This window comes from Providencia hangzhouensis (assembly GCF_029193595.2).
Lineage (GTDB): Bacteria > Pseudomonadota > Gammaproteobacteria > Enterobacterales > Enterobacteriaceae > Providencia > Providencia hangzhouensis.
The window spans coordinates 4,053,238-4,072,382 of record NZ_CP135052.1 but is presented as its reverse complement, the minus strand read 5'-3'; the positions used below and the strand labels follow the sequence as shown (position 1 = coordinate 4,072,382).

At 40.5% G+C, this 19,145-nt stretch carries 16 protein-coding genes; 9 read left to right on the top strand and 7 right to left on the bottom strand.

What is annotated here, in order from left to right:
* Positions 1-499 precede the first annotated feature (499 nt).
* The 6 genes from PZ638_RS18575 to PZ638_RS18550 all read left to right on the top strand — a co-directional run bounded on the left by PZ638_RS18575 (position 500) and on the right by PZ638_RS18550 (position 7,681).
* Positions 500-1,030, top strand: a complete 531-nt coding sequence (locus PZ638_RS18575; RefSeq protein ID WP_004258966.1) for a fimbrial protein — start codon at positions 500-502, stop codon at positions 1,028-1,030.
* A gap of 86 nt (positions 1,031-1,116) precedes the next feature.
* A complete protein-coding gene (locus PZ638_RS18570; protein WP_272674872.1) occupies positions 1,117-3,600 on the top strand; it encodes a fimbria/pilus outer membrane usher protein in 2,484 nt (827 codons plus the stop codon).
* Between the two features lie 22 nt (positions 3,601-3,622).
* A complete protein-coding gene (locus tag PZ638_RS18565) occupies positions 3,623-4,360 on the top strand; it encodes a fimbrial biogenesis chaperone (RefSeq protein ID WP_311972594.1) in 738 nt (245 codons plus the stop codon).
* Complete coding sequence (locus PZ638_RS18560; RefSeq protein WP_272674543.1) at positions 4,357-5,331, top strand: hypothetical protein; 975 nt, start codon at positions 4,357-4,359, stop codon at positions 5,329-5,331. The genes PZ638_RS18565 and PZ638_RS18560 overlap by 4 nt, the downstream gene beginning before the upstream one ends.
* Positions 5,332-5,971: 640 nt before the next feature.
* Positions 5,972-6,781 carry an HTH-type transcriptional activator RhaS gene (gene rhaS / locus PZ638_RS18555; protein WP_096865091.1) on the top strand — a complete coding sequence of 270 codons (810 nt, stop codon included), beginning with the start codon at positions 5,972-5,974 and terminating at the stop codon, positions 6,779-6,781.
* A gap of 42 nt (positions 6,782-6,823) precedes the next feature.
* Complete coding sequence (locus PZ638_RS18550) at positions 6,824-7,681, top strand: helix-turn-helix domain-containing protein (protein WP_144140484.1); 858 nt, start codon at positions 6,824-6,826, stop codon at positions 7,679-7,681.
* A gap of 36 nt (positions 7,682-7,717) precedes the next feature.
* On the opposite strand, the gene rhaM is transcribed toward PZ638_RS18550, so the two are convergent.
* From rhaM to rhaB, 6 genes are all read right to left on the bottom strand, one after another.
* Complete coding sequence (gene rhaM / locus PZ638_RS18545; RefSeq protein WP_096865089.1) at positions 7,718-8,032, bottom strand: L-rhamnose mutarotase; 315 nt, start codon at positions 8,030-8,032, stop codon at positions 7,718-7,720.
* 11 nt (positions 8,033-8,043) lie between these two features.
* Positions 8,044-9,195 (bottom strand): lactaldehyde reductase, encoded by a 1,152-nt coding sequence (gene fucO, locus PZ638_RS18540; protein WP_272674530.1) that lies wholly within the window; start codon positions 9,193-9,195, stop codon positions 8,044-8,046.
* Positions 9,196-9,234: 39 nt separating this feature from the next.
* Positions 9,235-10,269, bottom strand: coding sequence for an L-rhamnose/proton symporter RhaT (rhaT, locus tag PZ638_RS18535; protein ID WP_004259701.1), 1,035 nt, complete (start codon positions 10,267-10,269; stop codon positions 9,235-9,237).
* 74 nt (positions 10,270-10,343) lie between these two features.
* The gene (gene rhaD / locus PZ638_RS18530) at positions 10,344-11,165 is read right to left on the bottom strand and encodes a rhamnulose-1-phosphate aldolase (protein WP_004259698.1); all 822 of its coding nucleotides are present in this window, start codon (positions 11,163-11,165) and stop codon (positions 10,344-10,346) included.
* 10 nt (positions 11,166-11,175) lie between these two features.
* Entirely contained in the window at positions 11,176-12,426 is a 1,251-nt protein-coding gene (locus tag PZ638_RS18525) for an L-rhamnose isomerase (protein ID WP_004259694.1), read from the bottom strand.
* Between the two features lie 44 nt (positions 12,427-12,470).
* Complete coding sequence (gene rhaB / locus PZ638_RS18520; protein WP_180312165.1) at positions 12,471-13,919, bottom strand: rhamnulokinase; 1,449 nt, start codon at positions 13,917-13,919, stop codon at positions 12,471-12,473.
* A 181-nt stretch (positions 13,920-14,100) separates the two neighbouring features.
* Here rhaB and PZ638_RS18515 point away from each other — a divergent pair, with 181 nt between their 5' ends.
* Positions 14,101-14,316, top strand: a complete 216-nt coding sequence (locus tag PZ638_RS18515) for a YccJ family protein (protein WP_047756975.1) — start codon at positions 14,101-14,103, stop codon at positions 14,314-14,316.
* 260 nt (positions 14,317-14,576) lie between these two features.
* Here PZ638_RS18515 and PZ638_RS18510 read toward each other — a convergent pair whose 3' ends face one another.
* Complete coding sequence (locus PZ638_RS18510) at positions 14,577-16,331, bottom strand: sigma-54-dependent Fis family transcriptional regulator (RefSeq protein ID WP_004259685.1); 1,755 nt, start codon at positions 16,329-16,331, stop codon at positions 14,577-14,579.
* A gap of 347 nt (positions 16,332-16,678) precedes the next feature.
* Between PZ638_RS18510 and dpaL the strand changes: the two genes are divergently transcribed.
* Positions 16,679-17,896: a diaminopropionate ammonia-lyase gene (dpaL, locus tag PZ638_RS18505; RefSeq protein WP_096865086.1), complete on the top strand. Its 1,218-nt coding sequence runs from the start codon at positions 16,679-16,681 to the stop codon at positions 17,894-17,896.
* A 14-nt stretch (positions 17,897-17,910) separates the two neighbouring features.
* Complete coding sequence (locus PZ638_RS18500; RefSeq protein WP_096865085.1) at positions 17,911-19,101, top strand: YgeY family selenium metabolism-linked hydrolase; 1,191 nt, start codon at positions 17,911-17,913, stop codon at positions 19,099-19,101.
* Positions 19,102-19,145: the final 44 nt, after the last annotated feature.

Genomic DNA, 19,145 nt, shown 5'->3' with positions numbered 1-19,145 from the left:
AGTGAAAAACATCAGAATATCGCCTTCATTTAATCACATAAAAAATAACATTAAAAAACAAATGATTAGACTTATTTCTTATGCGAATGAATTAATCTAACGCGATAAAGCCATTTCAAACTCATAAACGGATGTAAATAAATATCTCAATAACTCGGTTTTTGATTATTTAAGATATATTTCACTGCTTAAATACTCTTGTAATGCGTTTATTTGTTTTTATGGGTTATGTTGGCGTTTAATGCTTATGGTGGGTTGTTTTTTGGCTTAAAGATCTGCATTCAACGCCTTAACGCGGTGCTAGTGATAATGTTAATAAATATTTCGTTTTTTATTTTCTTTTAATTTCAATGCGTTAATTTAATATATTTCGTTACATTCTACCGGCGAAATACATACTTTAGCGATATCTGATTACTCATTTTATGGATATTATTTGTTTCGTTCTTCACAACAGATAAAAATTTTTAATTAAATGACTTAATATAAGGTAGATAACATGAATAAGACTTTAATTGCATTATGCTTAGCGTTAACGACAACTTCTATTTCTGCAATGGCTGCGGATGCCGGTTCTGGTAAAATTACGTTTAAAGGCACAATTAATAGCGGTGCATGTACAATTGCACCGACTGATGTGAATAAAGAAGTTCAATTAGGTAATATTGCCGCGGTTAATTTAGATGCTGCTGGTAAAAAAGGCCCACTCAATTCATTTGAATTAAAATTACAAGATTGCCAATTAGACCCAAGTGCTTCAGGTACTCCTTATTCTAAAGTAAAAATTACGTTTAATGGCCAACCTGATGCCACAAACGCATCTTTATGGTCAAGCACTGGTAGCGCAAATAACGTTGCAGTTTCATTCTTAGATAGTACAGGTAAAACGATTAAACCCGGTGAGACTTTAGAGCAAACACTGAAAGCGTCTGACACCACAATCATTTTGTCTGCTCAAGCAGAAGCAACCGGTGCCGCCACTTCAGGTAGCATCAACTCTATCGCAAACTACGTATTAAGCTACGAATAAGATAGCCATCATGCCTAAGCAAAAGCTTTACGCTAATTAGCGTAAAGCTTTGTATTCCCACTATCGATTATCATAAGAGTGCCAACATGTATTTTAAGAAAAAAAATATAGGTTATATTATCTCACTCATTATGTGTGGTGGGTATACAAATGCAGAAACTTTTAATATCAATGCCCTTAATTTGTCTGCAGACGACAATATTGACCTAAGCTATTTTGAAAAAAATAGTTTAAGTGAAGGTTTATATGAATCGGATATTATTTTAAATGATAAAAAAATTATCCGCGGCGAAAAAATTAAGTTTATTAATCATGACGGAACGATTGAGCCGTGTATTACGGCACAATTAATAAAACGTTTTCCCTTAAATGAAGAAGCGAAAGAAATATTACTTTCTGCTCAAGAAAACGCATGTATTAATTTATTCTCTCTCGATAAAAATGTGGCTATCGATTTTAATGATAGCGAACAAGTCCTGAGTATTTCGATACCTCAGAAATATATGGCATCGACTTATTCTTCGTGGGTGAGCCCTGAAATGCGCGATTATGGGATTGCGGGGTTAATTTTAGATTATACGATTAGCGATAATCATTTAATCCGTAAAAACGAAGAAACACGTAACCAACTCTATGCCTTCGGGAATGTGGGCGCTAACTTCGCGCAATGGCGTTTACGGGCAAATTACCAATATGAGAATAAATTGGCGGGCGAAGATGGACGGGGTAGCAAGAAACGCAACTTAGATTGGGACCAAGTCTACGCTTTTAGGGACATTGCCAGCTTATCGGCGAAGTTGTTTGCCGGGGAAATTTTCATTAAATCAGACTTGTTTGATAGCGTGCGTTTCAAAGGCGTGAGCATGTTTACCGATGAAAGCATGATGCCACCGAACCTCAGAGGGTATGCCCCTCAAATTACCGGGGTTGCCGCCTCAAACGCAACGGTCACCTTATCACAAAATGGCCGTATCATCAGCCAAGTGAAAGTGCCGGCGGGCCCTTTTGTGATTAAGGACTTAAGTCAATCCATCATGGGCACCATTGATGTGACCGTGGCAGAGGATAACGGTAAAGAAACGAAATTTCAGTTTACGACAACCAATATTCCGTTTTTAACCCGTAAGGGGCAAGCGCGCTACACCTTGAATTTAGGTCAGCTATCCCCGAAAAATGGCACCCATGCTAACGACAATTTTATGACTGTCGAAAGCTCTGTTGGGGTGTTTAACCATACCTCTGTTTTTGGCGGAATCGTGGCGACATCAGGGAATAAATATAAAGCCATTAACCTCGGCATTGGCCAAAATATCGGCTTTTTAGGGGCTTTTTCGGTGGACATCACCCAATCTTACGCCGACACCTTATTGGGGCGTGAGAAAGGCAAAAGCTACCGTATTAACTATGCCAAAGATTTACCGAGTATTGATGGGCAGTTGACATTAACCGGGTACCGTTTTGCCGACAGAACCTTTAACTCTTTATCCAATTTTGTTGAGCAAAACTTTGTCGACAGACAAGATATCGATACCAATAAAGACAAACATGTTTTTTCATTGTCTTACGCTCAGCAATTACGTGGAATGAATGCGAGTGCGAATATCACCGCATCACGTAAAACCTATTGGAATGGTAAACAAAATAACTATTTCAGTGTGGGGCTCAATAAATTCTTCGATGAAGGCGTCATGAAAGGTGGGAATATCTCCCTGTCTTTAAACCAAGTTCGTGGGGCGAATAATAAAACGGATAACCAAGTTTATTTATCCGTCAGCAAACCATTAAGTACTGAAAACCAAAATGCATCAATATCGTATTTCGCCTCTTACAGTGACAGCAACAAGCGCTATGCAAATAACGTGAATTACAGTCGTCATGTTGATAGCAACACGAACTATAATTTAACCGCATCGACCCAAGATGGGTTATCGGAAGGCATGGTGAGCACCTATGTGTCACACAGTGCGGATGCCGGCCAAGTCCAAGTGACGGGGTCATTATCGGATTCCATGACGTCGCTAAGTATGACGATGAGTGGCTCGGTCACCGCGACACAGCACGGTATTTCCGCGCACCGTTTAACCTATCGTGACCAATCTCGCTTAGTGGTTGATGTGCCAAATGCGCAAGGCGTGATGATTGAAAATGGCCATGCGACGACGAATAGCCGTGGGTTAGCCACCATCAGTAACGTTCCGACCTACTATAATATGGAATACAAGGTGGATGTGAACAACCTGCCAGACACGGTAAACATTGATGATAATGTTTTAGCGTCTACACTCACTGATGGGGCAATCGGTTATGCTAAAATGGATGCAGATATTGGTAAGTCACTGATAACACGAATTAAGCTGGCTAATGGTCAATACCCACCATTAGGCTCAGTGGTGAAAAATAACGTAACGGGTAAAGTTTCAGGCATTATTGCTGAATCCGGTATCGTCTACTTAACCGGGTTGAACATGGGCGACCAACTTAGCGTTAACTGGGGAGATGCACAAGCGTGTACGTTCTTAGCGGACAGTCTCCTGGCTAAAAGTAGCGATTCAATTGCTTGTCGTCACTAATGTGATTTCAATGGGTGAAAAAATGACATTATTTAAAAAAGTACTTTCCGTTGTTTTACTCTCAAGCGTCATGAGCCAAGCGTATGCCGTTCTTGGGTTAGATAGAACCCGTGTTATTTTTAATGAAGCCGATGGCGGAACCAGTATCGTTGTTGAAAACCAAGATACCGCCTCTTCGTTTTTAGCGCAGACATGGATAGAAAACCAAAAAGGTGAAAAGCTGACTAACTCACTAGTGGCATTACCTTTTTTACAAAAAATTGGCCCTAAACAGAAAAAACAAATCAAAATTGCGTATATGGATGGGCAAAATACCTTACCCACGGACAGGGAGAGTCTGTTGTATTTCAATGTATTAGGTATTCCACCGCAAGGTAAAGAAGCGAATGCGGTTCAGTTTACTATCCAATCACGCTTAAAACTGTTTTATCGCCCAAAAGGTATTGACTACACAGTCTCTGCCGAGAAAGATTTTCAGCGTGATTTAAAAGTCACAAAACAAGGTGGACAGATTACGTTGTCGAATCCAACCCCGTTTAATATTGTGATCACCAATATCAATGTTGATCAAAATAAAGATAAAGATTTCCCTGAAGTGCTTGTCGCCCCGTTTAGTGATTCGACCGTGACCTTGAAAAACCCGGCATGGAACAGTTTTGAAGTCGCTTATATTGATGACTTCGGTGGTCTGAAATTTAATAAATACCAGTGCGCCGCAGCACAGCCTTGCCAATTATTGCCACAGGCGAAAAACAAATGAAAAATAACAAAAAACAATCAATAAAAGCACGGCAAGGTATATTAGGGATAATGCTTTTAGCCTTTGGTCATGATGTCTATGCAGGCGCGGATTGTGTCCCTAACGGCGGACACAACTGGAACCCTTCACCGCTGATAAATATAGATATGAACACGACGCCTGGTTCAGTCCCTGCGGGTACGCTACTAGGAACGGCATCGACAGGTTTTTTTTCATGGAGATGTAATTTTAGTGGAAATACACAAGATAGAATGATTTATTTTGTTAATCAAACACCAGCAACAACAAAAGCGTATTTATTGTCAAACGGTGTTCGGCTCTATCAATATACGGACCCAAATAGACCCGTAGAAATTACCGCTACAAACACACCTAGGATAGAAGTGGGGTATTGGAGTCCAGGTCAGTATAATATTGCTTTCATATATATCTATGAGCTCAAAAGAGGTGTAGGGCCGTTAAAATCGTTTGATACAGGTTTATTTACTGTGGGCTATCATGTTGATGGAACAGGCCGAAATTTTGGCGATATATACCGCGCCCAGATTGTGGGAAAACTGGTGAACTATTGCCCAACACCGATTGTCCGTATGAGCAATAAAGTGGTTGATTTTAAAGAACTCACTGCTGAGAATTTTGAAAATGGTCAAATAGTTAGAGAAAACTTTTCATTAGATTTAGTGCCCGATTCAACGTGTGAAGCAGCATTAGAAGTCAGTGTTGCATTCCAAAGCAACAGCGGCGTGGTAAATAAAAAGTACATCGTCTTTGACAATGGCCTACAAGCTGCAATTACAGACAGAACCAATAACCAGCAGGTCGCATTTGATCAGTATTATTATAAAGGGAGTATCAGTAAACAGCAGCCTGGCTACTTCCCTTACAGTGTCGAATTATCCAAGAAAGATGCCGAAGCCATTAAATCAGGGCAATTCAGTAATACCGTGAATGTTTTATTTAGCTATCGTTAGTAAGTTTCAGGTTTGTATTAAGTCAATATCACTTCTATGCGGTGGTATTGGCTTAGCCTAAAATGGCGGAGAGATAATGAGGTTTTTCTGGTTTAAAATTACACAGGCATTTTGTGTTGTTTTTGATGGAATTATTTAATTTAGGGTAGTATTCAATAATTCCCTAATGACTATTTAGGGTCAGCAGTTTGAGATACTAAAGGCGTCTTTTTTTATGTTTTAAATCACAATGTTATAAGAAATCTTCTACTTTTCCGTTAATACATTTCAATCCAACTCATCCTACATCAAGTATCTGTTATTGGTATCTCTTGATTCAATTAAAGCCGTAGAGAATCTGTACCCTTTTATGTTGTGGCTCGCTTACAACAACGTGTGATCGTTATTATACGCTATGTGCTACAGAGACGGTGTTCTTAGATAGAGTGGCTTTTATGTATCCAGGGTCACATTTTGTACATTTACTTGGTGAACTCTTGAAAATATCGCCAATAACGCGTGATTACTTGGTCATAATTTCAAGGCGATTTTGGATGAGATCAATAGAATAGGGATATAAGGGTATTTACGATAATCCCACGAACGATAAATAAACCATGGTCAGTTTTACGGGCGAGAAGTGTTTATTAGGAGATCTTTCATGAAATTATATAGCGAAGATTTTTTTATCACACCGCAGCAGCACATTACAGTTGAGCCAAGGGTACCTCAGCCTATTTTTCCTGAACATACACATGATTTTAGTGAGATCTTTTTGGTAACTCAGGGTATTGGCCTACATGTACTTAATGGGAGGCCTTATACATTATGTCCTGGGATGGTGTGCTATATAAAATCCTGTGATTATCACTTATTTGATAATGTTTCCAACCTAAATTTAACCAATGTACTTTATCGCTCAGACTCCAGTTTTACCTATTTAAATAATATCAGTCATTTTTTTCCGACAGATGCTGAAAAAAACATTTCACATTGGCTCTTAAATAAAGAGCATTACAATAAAGCACAACAAATTATTGATAAACTCAACGAAAGCGATGGCTCTGATCTTGCTTATACTGAAAGCCTTTTTTTGCAGTTAATTGTTAATTTACAAGATGGCCGTTATAACCATATTGGTGAAGGGAATAATGAACAACGTATTATCCAGATGTTACGCTGGCTAAATATGAATTTTACCGAAGATGTCGATTGGGGGCATTTAACCACTCAATTTTCAGTGTCATTACGGACCTTTCATCGTTATATGAAAAATAATTTAGGCATATCACCACAAAATTACTTAATAAAGTTGAGGCTATCAGAAGCTTATTACCAAATTCGTTTTTCAGATAAAACCATTACGGATATTGCATTGGAAAGTGGCTTTAATGATAGTGCATATTTTTCGACGTGTTTTAAAAGTGAGTATAATTTCACACCCCGTGACCTGCGTCATTGCAGTAATTAAAAAAGATCGTAATGATCATCCCTACACTTTTTTGAGGTGATCATGATACAAAGCATTCTTTCGATCAACAGCAGTGATTATTTTATTAGGCCTGAAAATACCGTGACGATAGAAATGCGGGATTCTCAGGAAGATTTTATTGTTCATAGCCATAATTTTAATGAGTTTGTGATTGTTTTTTCAGGAAATGGTTTACACCATTGGAATGGTATTGATTATCCAATTACTTGTGGAGATCTGTTTTATATTAATGCGGAAGATTGTCATGGCTATCACTCAGTAAATAACTTAAAACTGGTTAATGTATTATATAAACCTAATGAGTTTTTCATTAAAAAATCTATTGAAAAGTATGTTCCATTAAGTTATCAGCCGATAACATCTAGGCACTGGAAATTGCCGCCTTCCAGCTTATCAACGTTGACGCCCATTATTGAGAAAATGGCATTAGAATGCCAAAAACCGGATATTCCATCTATTCATCTTTGCGAAGGGCTATTTTTACAGTTAGCTATTTATATTTATCGTTTACGTTATCAGCCAGATCAAGCTCCAATAAGTTTATTACACCAAATGGATCAGCTAATAAATTGTTTAAATTTAAGTATCAATACGTCATTTTCATTAGAAAAATTTGCTCAGGAGCATCAGATGTCTGCGCGTTCATTGCAGCGTTTATTTAAGTCGAAAACAGGAATGACGGTAATGGAATATCTGCAACAATTACGTTTGTGCCAAGCGGCGTTATTATTGCGTAGTACCTCGTTGTCGATTAGTGAAGTCGCTGGGCAATGTGGTTATGAAGACAGTAATTATTTTTCGAGTGTCTTCCATAAAAAAATGAAAATGACAGCAAGTGCATATCGCCGTTGTTTTTTACAAAAAGATAAATTGAGGTAAGTGCTAGCCAATAGACTAGCACTGCCTAGGGGGAGATTAGTCTAAATAAAATACCGACCTTAACTCATCACTGATTGGGCTATTGTCAGGGTTTGATGGCATAATATCCGACATATATTTCCACCATTTTTGGCACACTTCCGTTTGTGCAACGCTATCCCAGCGTTCCTGTGATTCAATTTCCACGTAGCCGAATAATAAATTTCGTTTGTTATCTAAGAAAATAGAATAGTGATGTGCGCCATGTTCTTTGAGTGTCAGCACTAATTCAGGCCAAATTTCATCATGTCGGCGCTGATATTCTTGGTGGGCGTCAGGAGCAATTTGCATCACAAATGCTTTTTTTATCATGATATCACCCTCTAATAAATCGCTTGATATAATTCAGTGATGTCTTCTAATGTGGTGTCACGTGGATTACCTCCAGTACACACATCATCAAAGGCGGCTTGAGCAAGGGATGGAATATCTTCCAGTTTCATGCCGATCTCACGCAGTTTTTCAGGAATACCAACGTCCTTGTTTAGCGCAAAAACAGCAGCAATGGCGGTATTTCTGGCTTCTTGAAGTGAAAAGGCATCGATATTTTTTACACCCATAGCACGAGCGATATCTCGATATTTTTCCCCAGTATAATCAGCGTTATACGACATAACATGAGGTAATAAAATGGCGTTAGCGACACCGTGTGGAGTATTGTAAAACGCTCCAAGGGGATGAGCCATACCATGAACTAACCCCAAGCCAACGTTAGAAAAGCCCATTCCTGCCATGTATTGTGCTAGTGCCATCGTTTCAACACCTTGCGGGTCGCCCTTAACGGATTGCCGTAACGAATTGCTGATCAACTCAATGGATTTAAGGTGTAGAGCATCGGTAAGTGCCCAAGCCCCTTTCGTGATATAGCCTTCAATAGCATGGGTGAGAGCATCAACGCCAGTTGCAGCCTTTAAGCTTGCAGGCATGGATGCCATCATTGATGGATAAATAATGGCAACAATCGGAATACTATGGGGGTCAACGCACACAAATTTACGGCACAGCTTGTTATCTGTGATGACATAGTTAATCGTGACTTCAGCTGCAGTTCCTGCGGTAGTTGGGATTGCGATAATAGGAACTGCTGGGTTTTGGGTTGGAGCGACACCTTCTAAGCTCACCACATTTTCGTATTGTGGGTTATTGATAATAATCCCAATCGCTTTAGCGGTGTCTTGTGGAGAACCTCCTCCGATAGCGATAAGACAATCTGCATTAGATTGTTTGAAGTGTTTTAGCCCTTGTTGGACGGTATCAATGGTTGGGTTAGGAATAACGCCATCATAAATGGCGTAGTCCAATTTAGCGTCATCTAATAATTGGGTGACTTTACTGACTACATTATATTTAACCAGATCCGCATCCGTGACAATCAGTGCTTTGTTAAATTGGCGTTTTTGAATTTCCTCGACAAGGTGGTTAATTGCCCCTTCGCCAAAGTATGAGGTTTCATTAAGTATCATTCTATGGGTCATCGCTGACCTCCCAATCAATTAAAATAAAAAACGGTTACATTAGGCGGCCATTCCCAAGCCAACAATATTTGCCGCTAAGATAATCACTAAACAGCCTAAACATAAAATTCGAACGGGTTTTCTGCCGGTGCCTTTCCATTCTTTTAGCGCTAACCCCACGATACCGCCACACAGAACATAGAAACTCATATGTAGCATCCAGCTCATAAAGCCGTATTGTGATGGGATATTTGCATGTCCCCATGCGTAGAAGAAAAATTGGAAGTACCACATAGCGCCACCCAAAATGGCAAATAAAATATTGCTGACCAGTAGGGCTTTGGGGACAGAGATATCTGATTTGAAAGAGATATCTTTACGATAAATAAGTCTAATAAAACAATAGCCTAAATTGATTAATGCACCGCCACCCATGATGATGACGTAACTTGGTAATGCCACATAAAGAGAAGAAACGCCAAGGGCAGCGGACGCCTCGTGCATAGGGACGGCTGCACTCATTGCGAATGACATACCGGCTGAGAAAATGCCGCACATGACTGCCAGTAATAAGCCTTTTTTCAGGTTGAACTCTTCGGCTTGCACTCCGGTCGCTTTTTCTTTTAGTAACCCGGCATAGGAAACGATGGCAACCCCAAGAACAGCCACAAGGACGCCAAGAATTGTTAATTTTCCGCCCGTAGAGGCAATCAATTCGCCAAATGTGCCTTGAATAATTGGGGTCATTAAGGTACCAACAATGAGCGTAATACCAATGGCAATTCCGATGCCCATTGACATACCTAAATAGCGCATAGTCAGACCATAGCCAATATTACCCACCCCCCACATAGCACCAAATAAAAAAACGGGGATCAGAATATTTGCACTAAAAGAGCTGTAGTAGGCCCAAAAGTCAGGAAGTAAAATATAACTGATGGTCCAAGGTAAAATAATCCAAGAAAAAATCCCGGCAATGGACCACATAGTTTCCCATGACCAGTTTTTAACTTTTTTTAATGGTGCGTAGAAGCAAGCCGCCGAAGCTGCGCCGACAAAATGCCAAAAAATACCGAGTAAAATTCCACTGCCCATGAACTATTCCTCACTGTTTATTATCGTTTTAATTTCTCTGTGGAAGGGAAGGCCTATCCACAGAGAAACAGGCTTTATTTCAATGCATCAGACATTGGTGTGACATTAAATCGCTTGGCAAGCGCAATCAGATTCTCTGTTGAAATAGTTTGTTTTTTACCGCCCATCGAGAGAACTTTGACAAGTATCTCAGCGGATTTTTCTGCGGTATCAATTAAACCAAAAGCGTCATCTAAGGTTGGGCCGGAACCAAAAATTCCATGGAATGGCCAAAGTACTAAGCCATGTTGTTTCATTTGTTCCGCTGTTTCTAAGCCGATGCCATCTGTGCCAGGCACCATCCATGGCAGCACACCGATACCATCAGGGAAAACAACCAAACATTCGGTACTCATTTCCCATAAATGACGCGTGATGGATGCACTATCGAGCGGTAAAACATAGCTTAGCGCAATGATATTGGTTGCATGGCAGTGCATGATGACGCGGTTAGCGCCATTAGTGGCTTGCATACGTGTGATATGTGATTGAAAGTGAGCAGCAAATTCCGAGGTTGGTATTGCACCATTCACAAAGCCCCAAACAATATGGTAACCCTGACCTTCATTATCGATACGAACTAGACCCAAGTTATCTGCAGGGTCTAAGGCAACATTACGGAAAAATTTACCAGAACCTGTGACAATAAAATATTGGTTTGCTAGCTCTTTAACTGGTTCAGTTGTTTCGATATAACGCGGGTCAGCGTGAAAAGTGTGTTTAAATGGAGCAACATCGTCTTCAGTTAGTCGTAAGCTCACATTACCGCCATTACGTTCATCCCAGCCTTTGAGCCACATATCGCTGGTGGCTTTTATCATCCCTTGGACAAACCAAGATGTCAGAATATCTTGCATACAATTCACCTTAACGTGTTAATAATGTTGATTTTTCGTATTGTTTAACTTCATCTAACCATTTTTCGCCTACAGGAACATTGTTGCGTTCGCAGTATTCATCCCAAACAGCTTGCCATGGCAGGCATTTTTGTTCTTCCAATAGCGCGAGGCGAGCTGTGAAGTCCCCTTCTGCTTCGAGTTGACGCAGTCTTGCGGTTGGTTCAAGTAAGGCGCGTAGTAACGCTTTTTTCATATTGCGAGTCCCAATGACCCACGCAGCAATGCGGTTAATCGATGCGTCAAAGAAATCGAGACCAATGTGCACACGGTTTTTTAAGTTATGGCGAATGATTTCATTGGCAATCGCTTGAGTTTCATCATCAAGTAAAATGACGTGGTCACTGTCCCAACGCACAGGACGGCTGACGTGCAGTAATAGGCGTTCAACATAAGGAATGACGGCTGAAATTTTGTCTGAAATAACCTCGGTTGGATGGAAGTGGCCGGCATCTAAACATAATGCGGTTTTACGTGTGATGGCATAGCCCAAATAAAACTCACTGGAGCCTGCGGTGTAAGATTCAGCACCAATACCGAATAACTTACTTTCGACGGCATCGATATGATATTTAATATCAATTTTTTCACTGATAATTTCATCCAATGACTCGACTAAGCGTTGGCGTGGCGCATAGCGGTCGACGGGGAGATCTTTCATGCCGTCAGGGATCCAAATATTCATTACGGAAGCACTATTTAATGACTCGCCAAAATACGCAGAAATACGGCGACAAGCTTGTCCATGACCAATCCAATAGTCTCTAATTTCCTTATTACTGTGAGTTAGCGTCGCTTCGCTACTGAGTGGATGGGAAAAATAAGAAGGGTTAAAATCGAGTGCGATATGGTTTTTTTTCGCCCAATCAACCCAATTGGCAAAATGGCGAGGTTCAATTTCATTACGTTCGACGGCGGTATCAGCTTCGAGATAAAGAGCGTGCAGGTTAACGCGTTTAGGGCCAGGAATTAAGCTCATTGCTTTATCCATGTCTGCGCGTAATTCAATCGCATTGGTCGCTTTGCCGGGGTAATTACCTGTAGCTTGAATACCACCGCTTAAAGCGGTTGCAGATTTTTCAAAGCCAGCTACGTCATCTCCCTGCCAGCAATGCATCGATACAGGCAAGTCAGCCATGGCTTGCATCGCCAGTTCAGTATCGATACCAAGGTCAGCAAAACGTTGTTTGGCAATAAGATAACTTTCTTTGTAATTAGACATGAAATTTTCCTTATAACTTATCGATATACGGTTAATAACCTGAGTTAGGCCGTAATGGTTTTAAATCGTTTCCAAGGTTCATCCAGCGCGATGCTTTGAGGTTGAAACCAACAAAGCTCGGTATTTTCTGCAATAATGGTGCGCAGGGTTGGTACATCTGGAATGGTGTTTAGGGCAATCAACTGATACCCAATGTTTCCTAAGGTGGACGCTTCAATCGGGCCTGTGCTCACAGGAACTCCGCAAGTGTTGGCGCAGAGTTGGTTAAGTAGGGCATTTTGGCTACCACCACCGACGATATGCAGCTGCTGTAATGGGGCATGATTTATTTGCTGCAATTCAAGAAACACTTGACGATAGAGCAGTGCTAAGCTGTCGAAAACACAGCGAGCTAGCTCAGCGATAGTATTTGGGACGGGTTGTTGGTTTTCCTGACAAGCCTCTTTAATGGCCTGGCTCATCGACTCAGGGTTTAAGAAGCGGTTATCATTGGGGTTAATAAGATAAGTGAAGGCGGGGATAGCTTCTGCTGACGCAATTAGGCTGCAAATATCTTGCACGTCATGTTCAAGACAAATGCGTTGGAATAACCATAACCCCATAATATTCTTTAGGGCACGGTAGTGGCCATTTACTCCACCTTCATTGGTAATATTGGCAGCAAATGCGTATTCACAAGTACAAGGAGTAGTACGTTCGAGGCCCATTAATGACCAAGTTCCTGAGCTTAAATAGGCACTATGGCTATCGGTTATCGGCGCCGCAATGACAGCGCTGGCCGTATCATGGCTTGCTATGGCAATCACCGGAATTTTTTTACCTTTGGGCGTTTGCCAGTGGCCAATGATATTACCTGGTTGCTTGATTTCACCTAATAAACAGCGTGGTATTTGTAGATACTCGACTAACTCATCATCCCAATCACTTGTTTCCAGGTTAACCATTTGGCTGGTGGAAATATTGGTATATTCATGGTTGATTTGCCCAGTCAAACGGTATGCGAAATAATCAGGGATCAATAATAAATGGTGTGCTTGTTCCAGCCATTGAGGGTGTGATTGTTGCAAGGACTTCAATTGATATAAGGTATTGAAAGGGAGAAATTGGATCCCTGTTTTTTGGTAGATATTTTGAACACCAAGGTCGGTTTGGACTTGCTCCATGACACCTTGGGTGCGGTTATCACGGTAAGAGAAATTGCGACCGACGGTGGCACCATCACGGTCAAGTAGAACATAATCAACGCCCCAAGTGTCGATGCCAATGCTGTCAATATGGATGCCAGATTGCTCTACATGGTGTAAGCCAATCCGTATTTGAGTCTCAAGATCATCCAGATCCCAATAACAATGATCACCTTCAGTGATCAAATGGTTTGTAAAACGATGAATTTCATCTAATGATAATTTTTTATTATGCACATCATAGCAAGCCAACATGACACGACCGCTAGATGCGCCTAAATCAATAGCAACAACATGGCGAATATTCATGACTTTTTAATCTCTATTACTTAACTTATAGTCATATACTAGAGATAGTGAATAGTGAGCGCGTTTAATGGAGCGTCACTAAAAAGGAAAAATGGCAATATATTTAAAGTCGTAGTGATCTTATTCACAGACTTGAAATCTCTCAGTGTTTTTACCAGAACCATTTAATCAGGAGCGAATAATGAAAGACCCTCACCATATAGCCGAATGGGCTAAAGTTAGAGAAACCTCAATTGAAATTGCTCAAGCTATTTTTGAATTAGCGAATAATGATGAAGTATTAGCGGAACAAATTTGGGAAGAAGGTTCTGATGAAGTTTTACCTCTGGCCTTCTCGAAGACCACCGCGGATAGGCTATATTGGGGGGAAGAAACCATCGAAAGGAAAAATGTATAATTCGTTTTGTGTTCTTCTGAAGAGATAAAAACCTCGCGTTGGCGAGGTTTTTATTGGCGATCATAAGGTGTTAATTTATCTTACTTGCCATTAAAAGATGAGATATTTTGAGAAGGGCGTAAAAACAAAAGTAAGATAGCCATCACAAAATGACCATTCGCTTTGTGACTATTTGTATAGCAGTAACAGTTGGTTGGATTATTAGTAATAAGTACGATAAGTCAGGCACTGAGAGAAATATTAGTGCCTAGATATGAAGGTCAGCTGGAAATATCGTATTTTTTTAATCGGCGATACAGTGTCGCAATACTTAAACCTAATATTTGTGCCGCTTCTTTCTTTCCTCCCATGGAGTAACCCGTTTTTTCAAGTACGTGTTGTATGGTTTCTTTCTCATAATGGTGTACAGGCAGCGCAGCGGTTTTTGTAATGGAATGTATTGATTCTGTTGATGAATTTGTTTCTGTAATATACTCAGGTAAATGGCTATGGTTCATTTCAGGCAGATCGCCTTGCATTACATAAATATACTCGATGACATTACGCAGTTCACGTATGTTACCCGGCCAATGATAGCCATATAAATAATTCATTACTGTATCAGGGATCTTTTGCTTTTCTCTATCATATTGCATTGAAAATTGGTCAGAAAAATATTTCGCTAAATCAGCAATATCCTCACGATGCTCCCGTAATGCAGGAACAGGGATCGGCACAACATTTAATCGGTAATATAGGTCTTCTCGAAACGTTTTGTGTTCGACCATCTCTAATAAATTTTTGTTTGTGGCTGCAATAATGCGGACATCGGTAGGTATTTGGTTATTTGAACCAACTCGGGTGATGGTTTTATCTTGTAAAACACGCAGTAGCTTAGCCTGTAATAACAAAGGCATATCACCAATTTCATCGAGAAATAGGCTACCTCCATGGGCTAATTCAAACTTACCTATACGCCCTTTAGGATCTGCTCCGGTGAATGCGCCTCTGATATAGCCAAAGAGCTCGCTTTCAAGGAGTTGCTCTGGTATTGCCGCACAGTTTATGGTGACAAAGGGCTGAGCATGTCGAGCACTTTGTGTATGTAGAGCATAAGCGACGACCTCTTTTCCTGAGCCACTTTCCCCCGTGATCAGTACATTTGCATGACTGACAGCGACCTTCTTGATGGTTTGTTTGAGGTTCATCATAGTCAATGAATTACCGATTAACTGTGAAGGGGCTTCGCTGATTTCAACGGATGATTGATTGACATGAGTAATATAATCACGGGCGTCCTGAAAAATGATCATGGTTAACGTATCATTTTCCAGTGAAGTAAAAGTAACATTACGGCAGAGTACATGATAGCGCTGGCCTTCTAATTCTAACCATGCTTCTTCATCGCCATATAAAATATCCCCTGTAAGTTCAAAGGACAGTGATAGGCCTATAATATCTTTATTAAAAAAGCGGGATGCAGAGCGGTTGGTATGCCAAATTTTTTGTTGGCTATCGATGGCTATTACGCCTCTATCCATAGCATCAATTAATCGCCGAAATGCATGTAAAGATTCTTGGGCTCTCAAGCGTTCAAGACACTCAAATACCTTACTCGATATCATTTCGGCTATTTGTTCGATGAATGTGATGAATTTATTGAGTTGCTGAAGTAATACGGCTCGCTGTTGTTTGGTCGAGCAAATAATGCCAATGACACCAATGACTTTACCATTTAAAAAAATCGGTGCGTTAAGGTCTAATTCTTCCGTACAGGTTTCTCTATTTTCACATAGATGGCAGAGGTTATTTTCCCCAGGATCTTTAATTAATACGGTTTCTTGTACTCGTAAAACATGACGATAAATATAGCCGTTACGTGAAACGTTTTGATTAAGCATGTGTTTGTAATAACCCGTTCCTGCAATACGGATCAGATATTCATCAATAATTTCGACATCTGTTCCGGTTACGCCAGAAATAGCTTCTGCGTAATGGCAAATTTCATTTTGGATAGTACTCAGAATGGATGTCATTTTTTCCCTTGTTATCAAAATTGATAAATATTAATAAATTTAATTGAGGTGATAATTATAGTTTTATTTATAAATCAATATATTAAATTATTTATATATCGCCATCACACTATTTATCATATTTGATAATTTATCAATGAGGTAAATCAATGATATCGAATTTAGTAAAAGCAATTCTATATGGTTTATTTTAAATTTTGTTTTATATCAACTGGCTACATTATTTTCTCATTATAATTATACGTAAATGCCGATCTTGGCATGTGTATTGCTACCTAAGCTGTAAACCTATTTTTTATTAAGACTTAATTGTCTTGTTTATTAATAATAAGTTCATGAGGTTTTCCATGCAGGAGCAATTAAAGTACTACATTAATCACAGCCGTTTTAAGCAGAAACCTACGGCGAACCTTGCCTCTTTTTCGCAAGCTGAATTACATAAAGCGTGGCAATTTCACCGCTCAATTCCTGAGTATGCACCAACACCGCTCTATCATTTACCTGCACTCGCCAAGTCATTAAATGTCGGACAGATTTACTTAAAAGATGAGTCTCAACGCTTTGGCCTCAAGGCATTTAAGGCATTAGGTGGCGCCTATGCAATGGCCTGCCATATCGCCGAAGAGTTGGGGAGAGATATCTCTGAGCTTCCTTATAACGTTATGGTCAGCAATGAGGTTAGAGAACAATTAAATGGCATTACTTTTGCCACCACGACGGATGGTAATCATGGGCGAGGCGTGGCGTGGATGGCACGTCAACTTAAACAAAAATCAGTAGTTTATATGCCTAAAGGTTCTTCCCATGAACGCTTAGATGCCATCTTGAATGAAGGTGCGACCGCAGAAATTGTAGATATGAATTATGACGATGCGGTACGTATGACAGCCGAAATGGCAAGAAAATATGGCTGGGTGGTGGTGCAAGATACCGCTTGGGCTGGCTATGAAAAGATCCCACAGTGGATTATGCAAGGCTACAGCACGTTAATGTTTGAAGCTTTGTCACAGTTACATGAAGTGAAACCGACACACGTTTTTGTTCAAGCTGGTGTTGGCTCATTTGCTGGCATGGTGCAGGGGATGTTAACGGCACTTTATGGAGAGGATAGACCGAAAGTGATTATTGCTGAAGCTCAAATTGCGGATTGCCTTTACCGTTCAGCGGTTGCTGAAAATGAGGAAGCGATCTCTGTTGGAGGCGATCTACAAACAGTTATGGCTGGGCTGGCATGTGGTGAAGCCAATATTGCAGGTTGGCAATTATTACGAGACTACGCCGATGCTTTCTTTTCTTGCCCTGACTTTGTCGCAACGCGAGGGATGCGGATATTAGGTAACCCATTACCGACTGACCCTCCGATTGTTTCGGGTGAATCTGGTGCTGTCACTACAGGGTTACTTTCTATTTTAATGCAGTCCCAAAATTATGCTGATGTGCGCAACAGGCTGGAACTGAATGAAAATTCACGCATTTTGCTTATCAGTACTGAGGGCGACACGGATATTCAACGTTATCGGGATATTGTTTGGGATGGTGAGTTCCCAAGCTTTGGCCAATTTTAATCGGGGTGAAAAATATGTTTTCAGAAAATCGTCTTAACGAAGTCATCAAGAATTGTCAGGCTTTAGTTCGTGAAAAAAGTTACTCCGGTGAAGAGGGCAATGTTGTCCGTGTTATTAAATCCATGATGGAAGATTATGAATTTGATGATATTCATGTTGATAGATACGGCAATATCATTGGTGGAATTGTAGGGAAATACCCTGGAAAAACGCTGGTTTTTGATGGACACATCGATACGGTTCCAGTCGATGAAAGCCAATGGACGCAAGACCCATTTGGCGGAGAAATTAATGACGGCAAAATTTATGGTCGTGGTACGACCGATATGAAAGGTGCAGTTGCTGCCATGATTTCAGCCATTGGTTTTTTCGGCCAAGACTATCTGCGTGAGTTTGCTGGGAAAATTTATGTTTCCTGCATCGTACATGAGGAATGTTTTGAAGGTGTAGCGGCACGCCTAGTCACTGAAAAGTATCATCCTGATTATGTGGTTATCGGCGAGGCTTCTGAGCTTAACCTGAAAATTGGCCAACGTGGTCGCGCAGAGGTGGTGGTAGAAACATTTGGTAAGCCAGCCCACTCCGCAAACCCGCAAGCGGGTATTAACGCGGTTTATAAAATGGCGGCATTGGTTGAAAAAATTAGAACATTAACTCCGCCTGTTCACCCCGTTCTTGGTTTAGGGATCCTTGAATTAACGGATATTAAATCTTCACCATATCCCGGCGCATCGGTTGTCCCTGAATATTGCCGAGCGACTTATGACCGTAGGTTATTGGTTGGTGAAAGCAAAGATAGCGTAATTGAACCTATCCAAAAAGTGTTGGAAGAAATGATTCAGTTGGACCCCGAATTTAAAGCGCGGGTGTCTTATGCCTATGGTACGGAATCTTGCTATACCGGTAGTACCATTGAAGGAGAGCGTTTCTTTCCCGGTTGGGTGTTAGATGAATCGGATGAATTTGTGCAGTGTGTTTTATCGGGACTCAAAAAAGTCGGTATTAACCCAACCATTACCCAATATTCATTTTGTACCAACGGTAGCCACTATGCGGGGGAAGCCAATATTCCTACGATTGGCTTTGGGCCTTCCAGAGAAAATCTGGCTCACACCATTGATGAATATATCGAAATTGGACAATTAACAGGCTCAGTCAAAGGCTACTACAGCATAATTTCTAGTATTTACAATAATAACAAATAGTTATCTTTTGATGCCTTAGTGACTACTAAGGCATTGATAAAGGA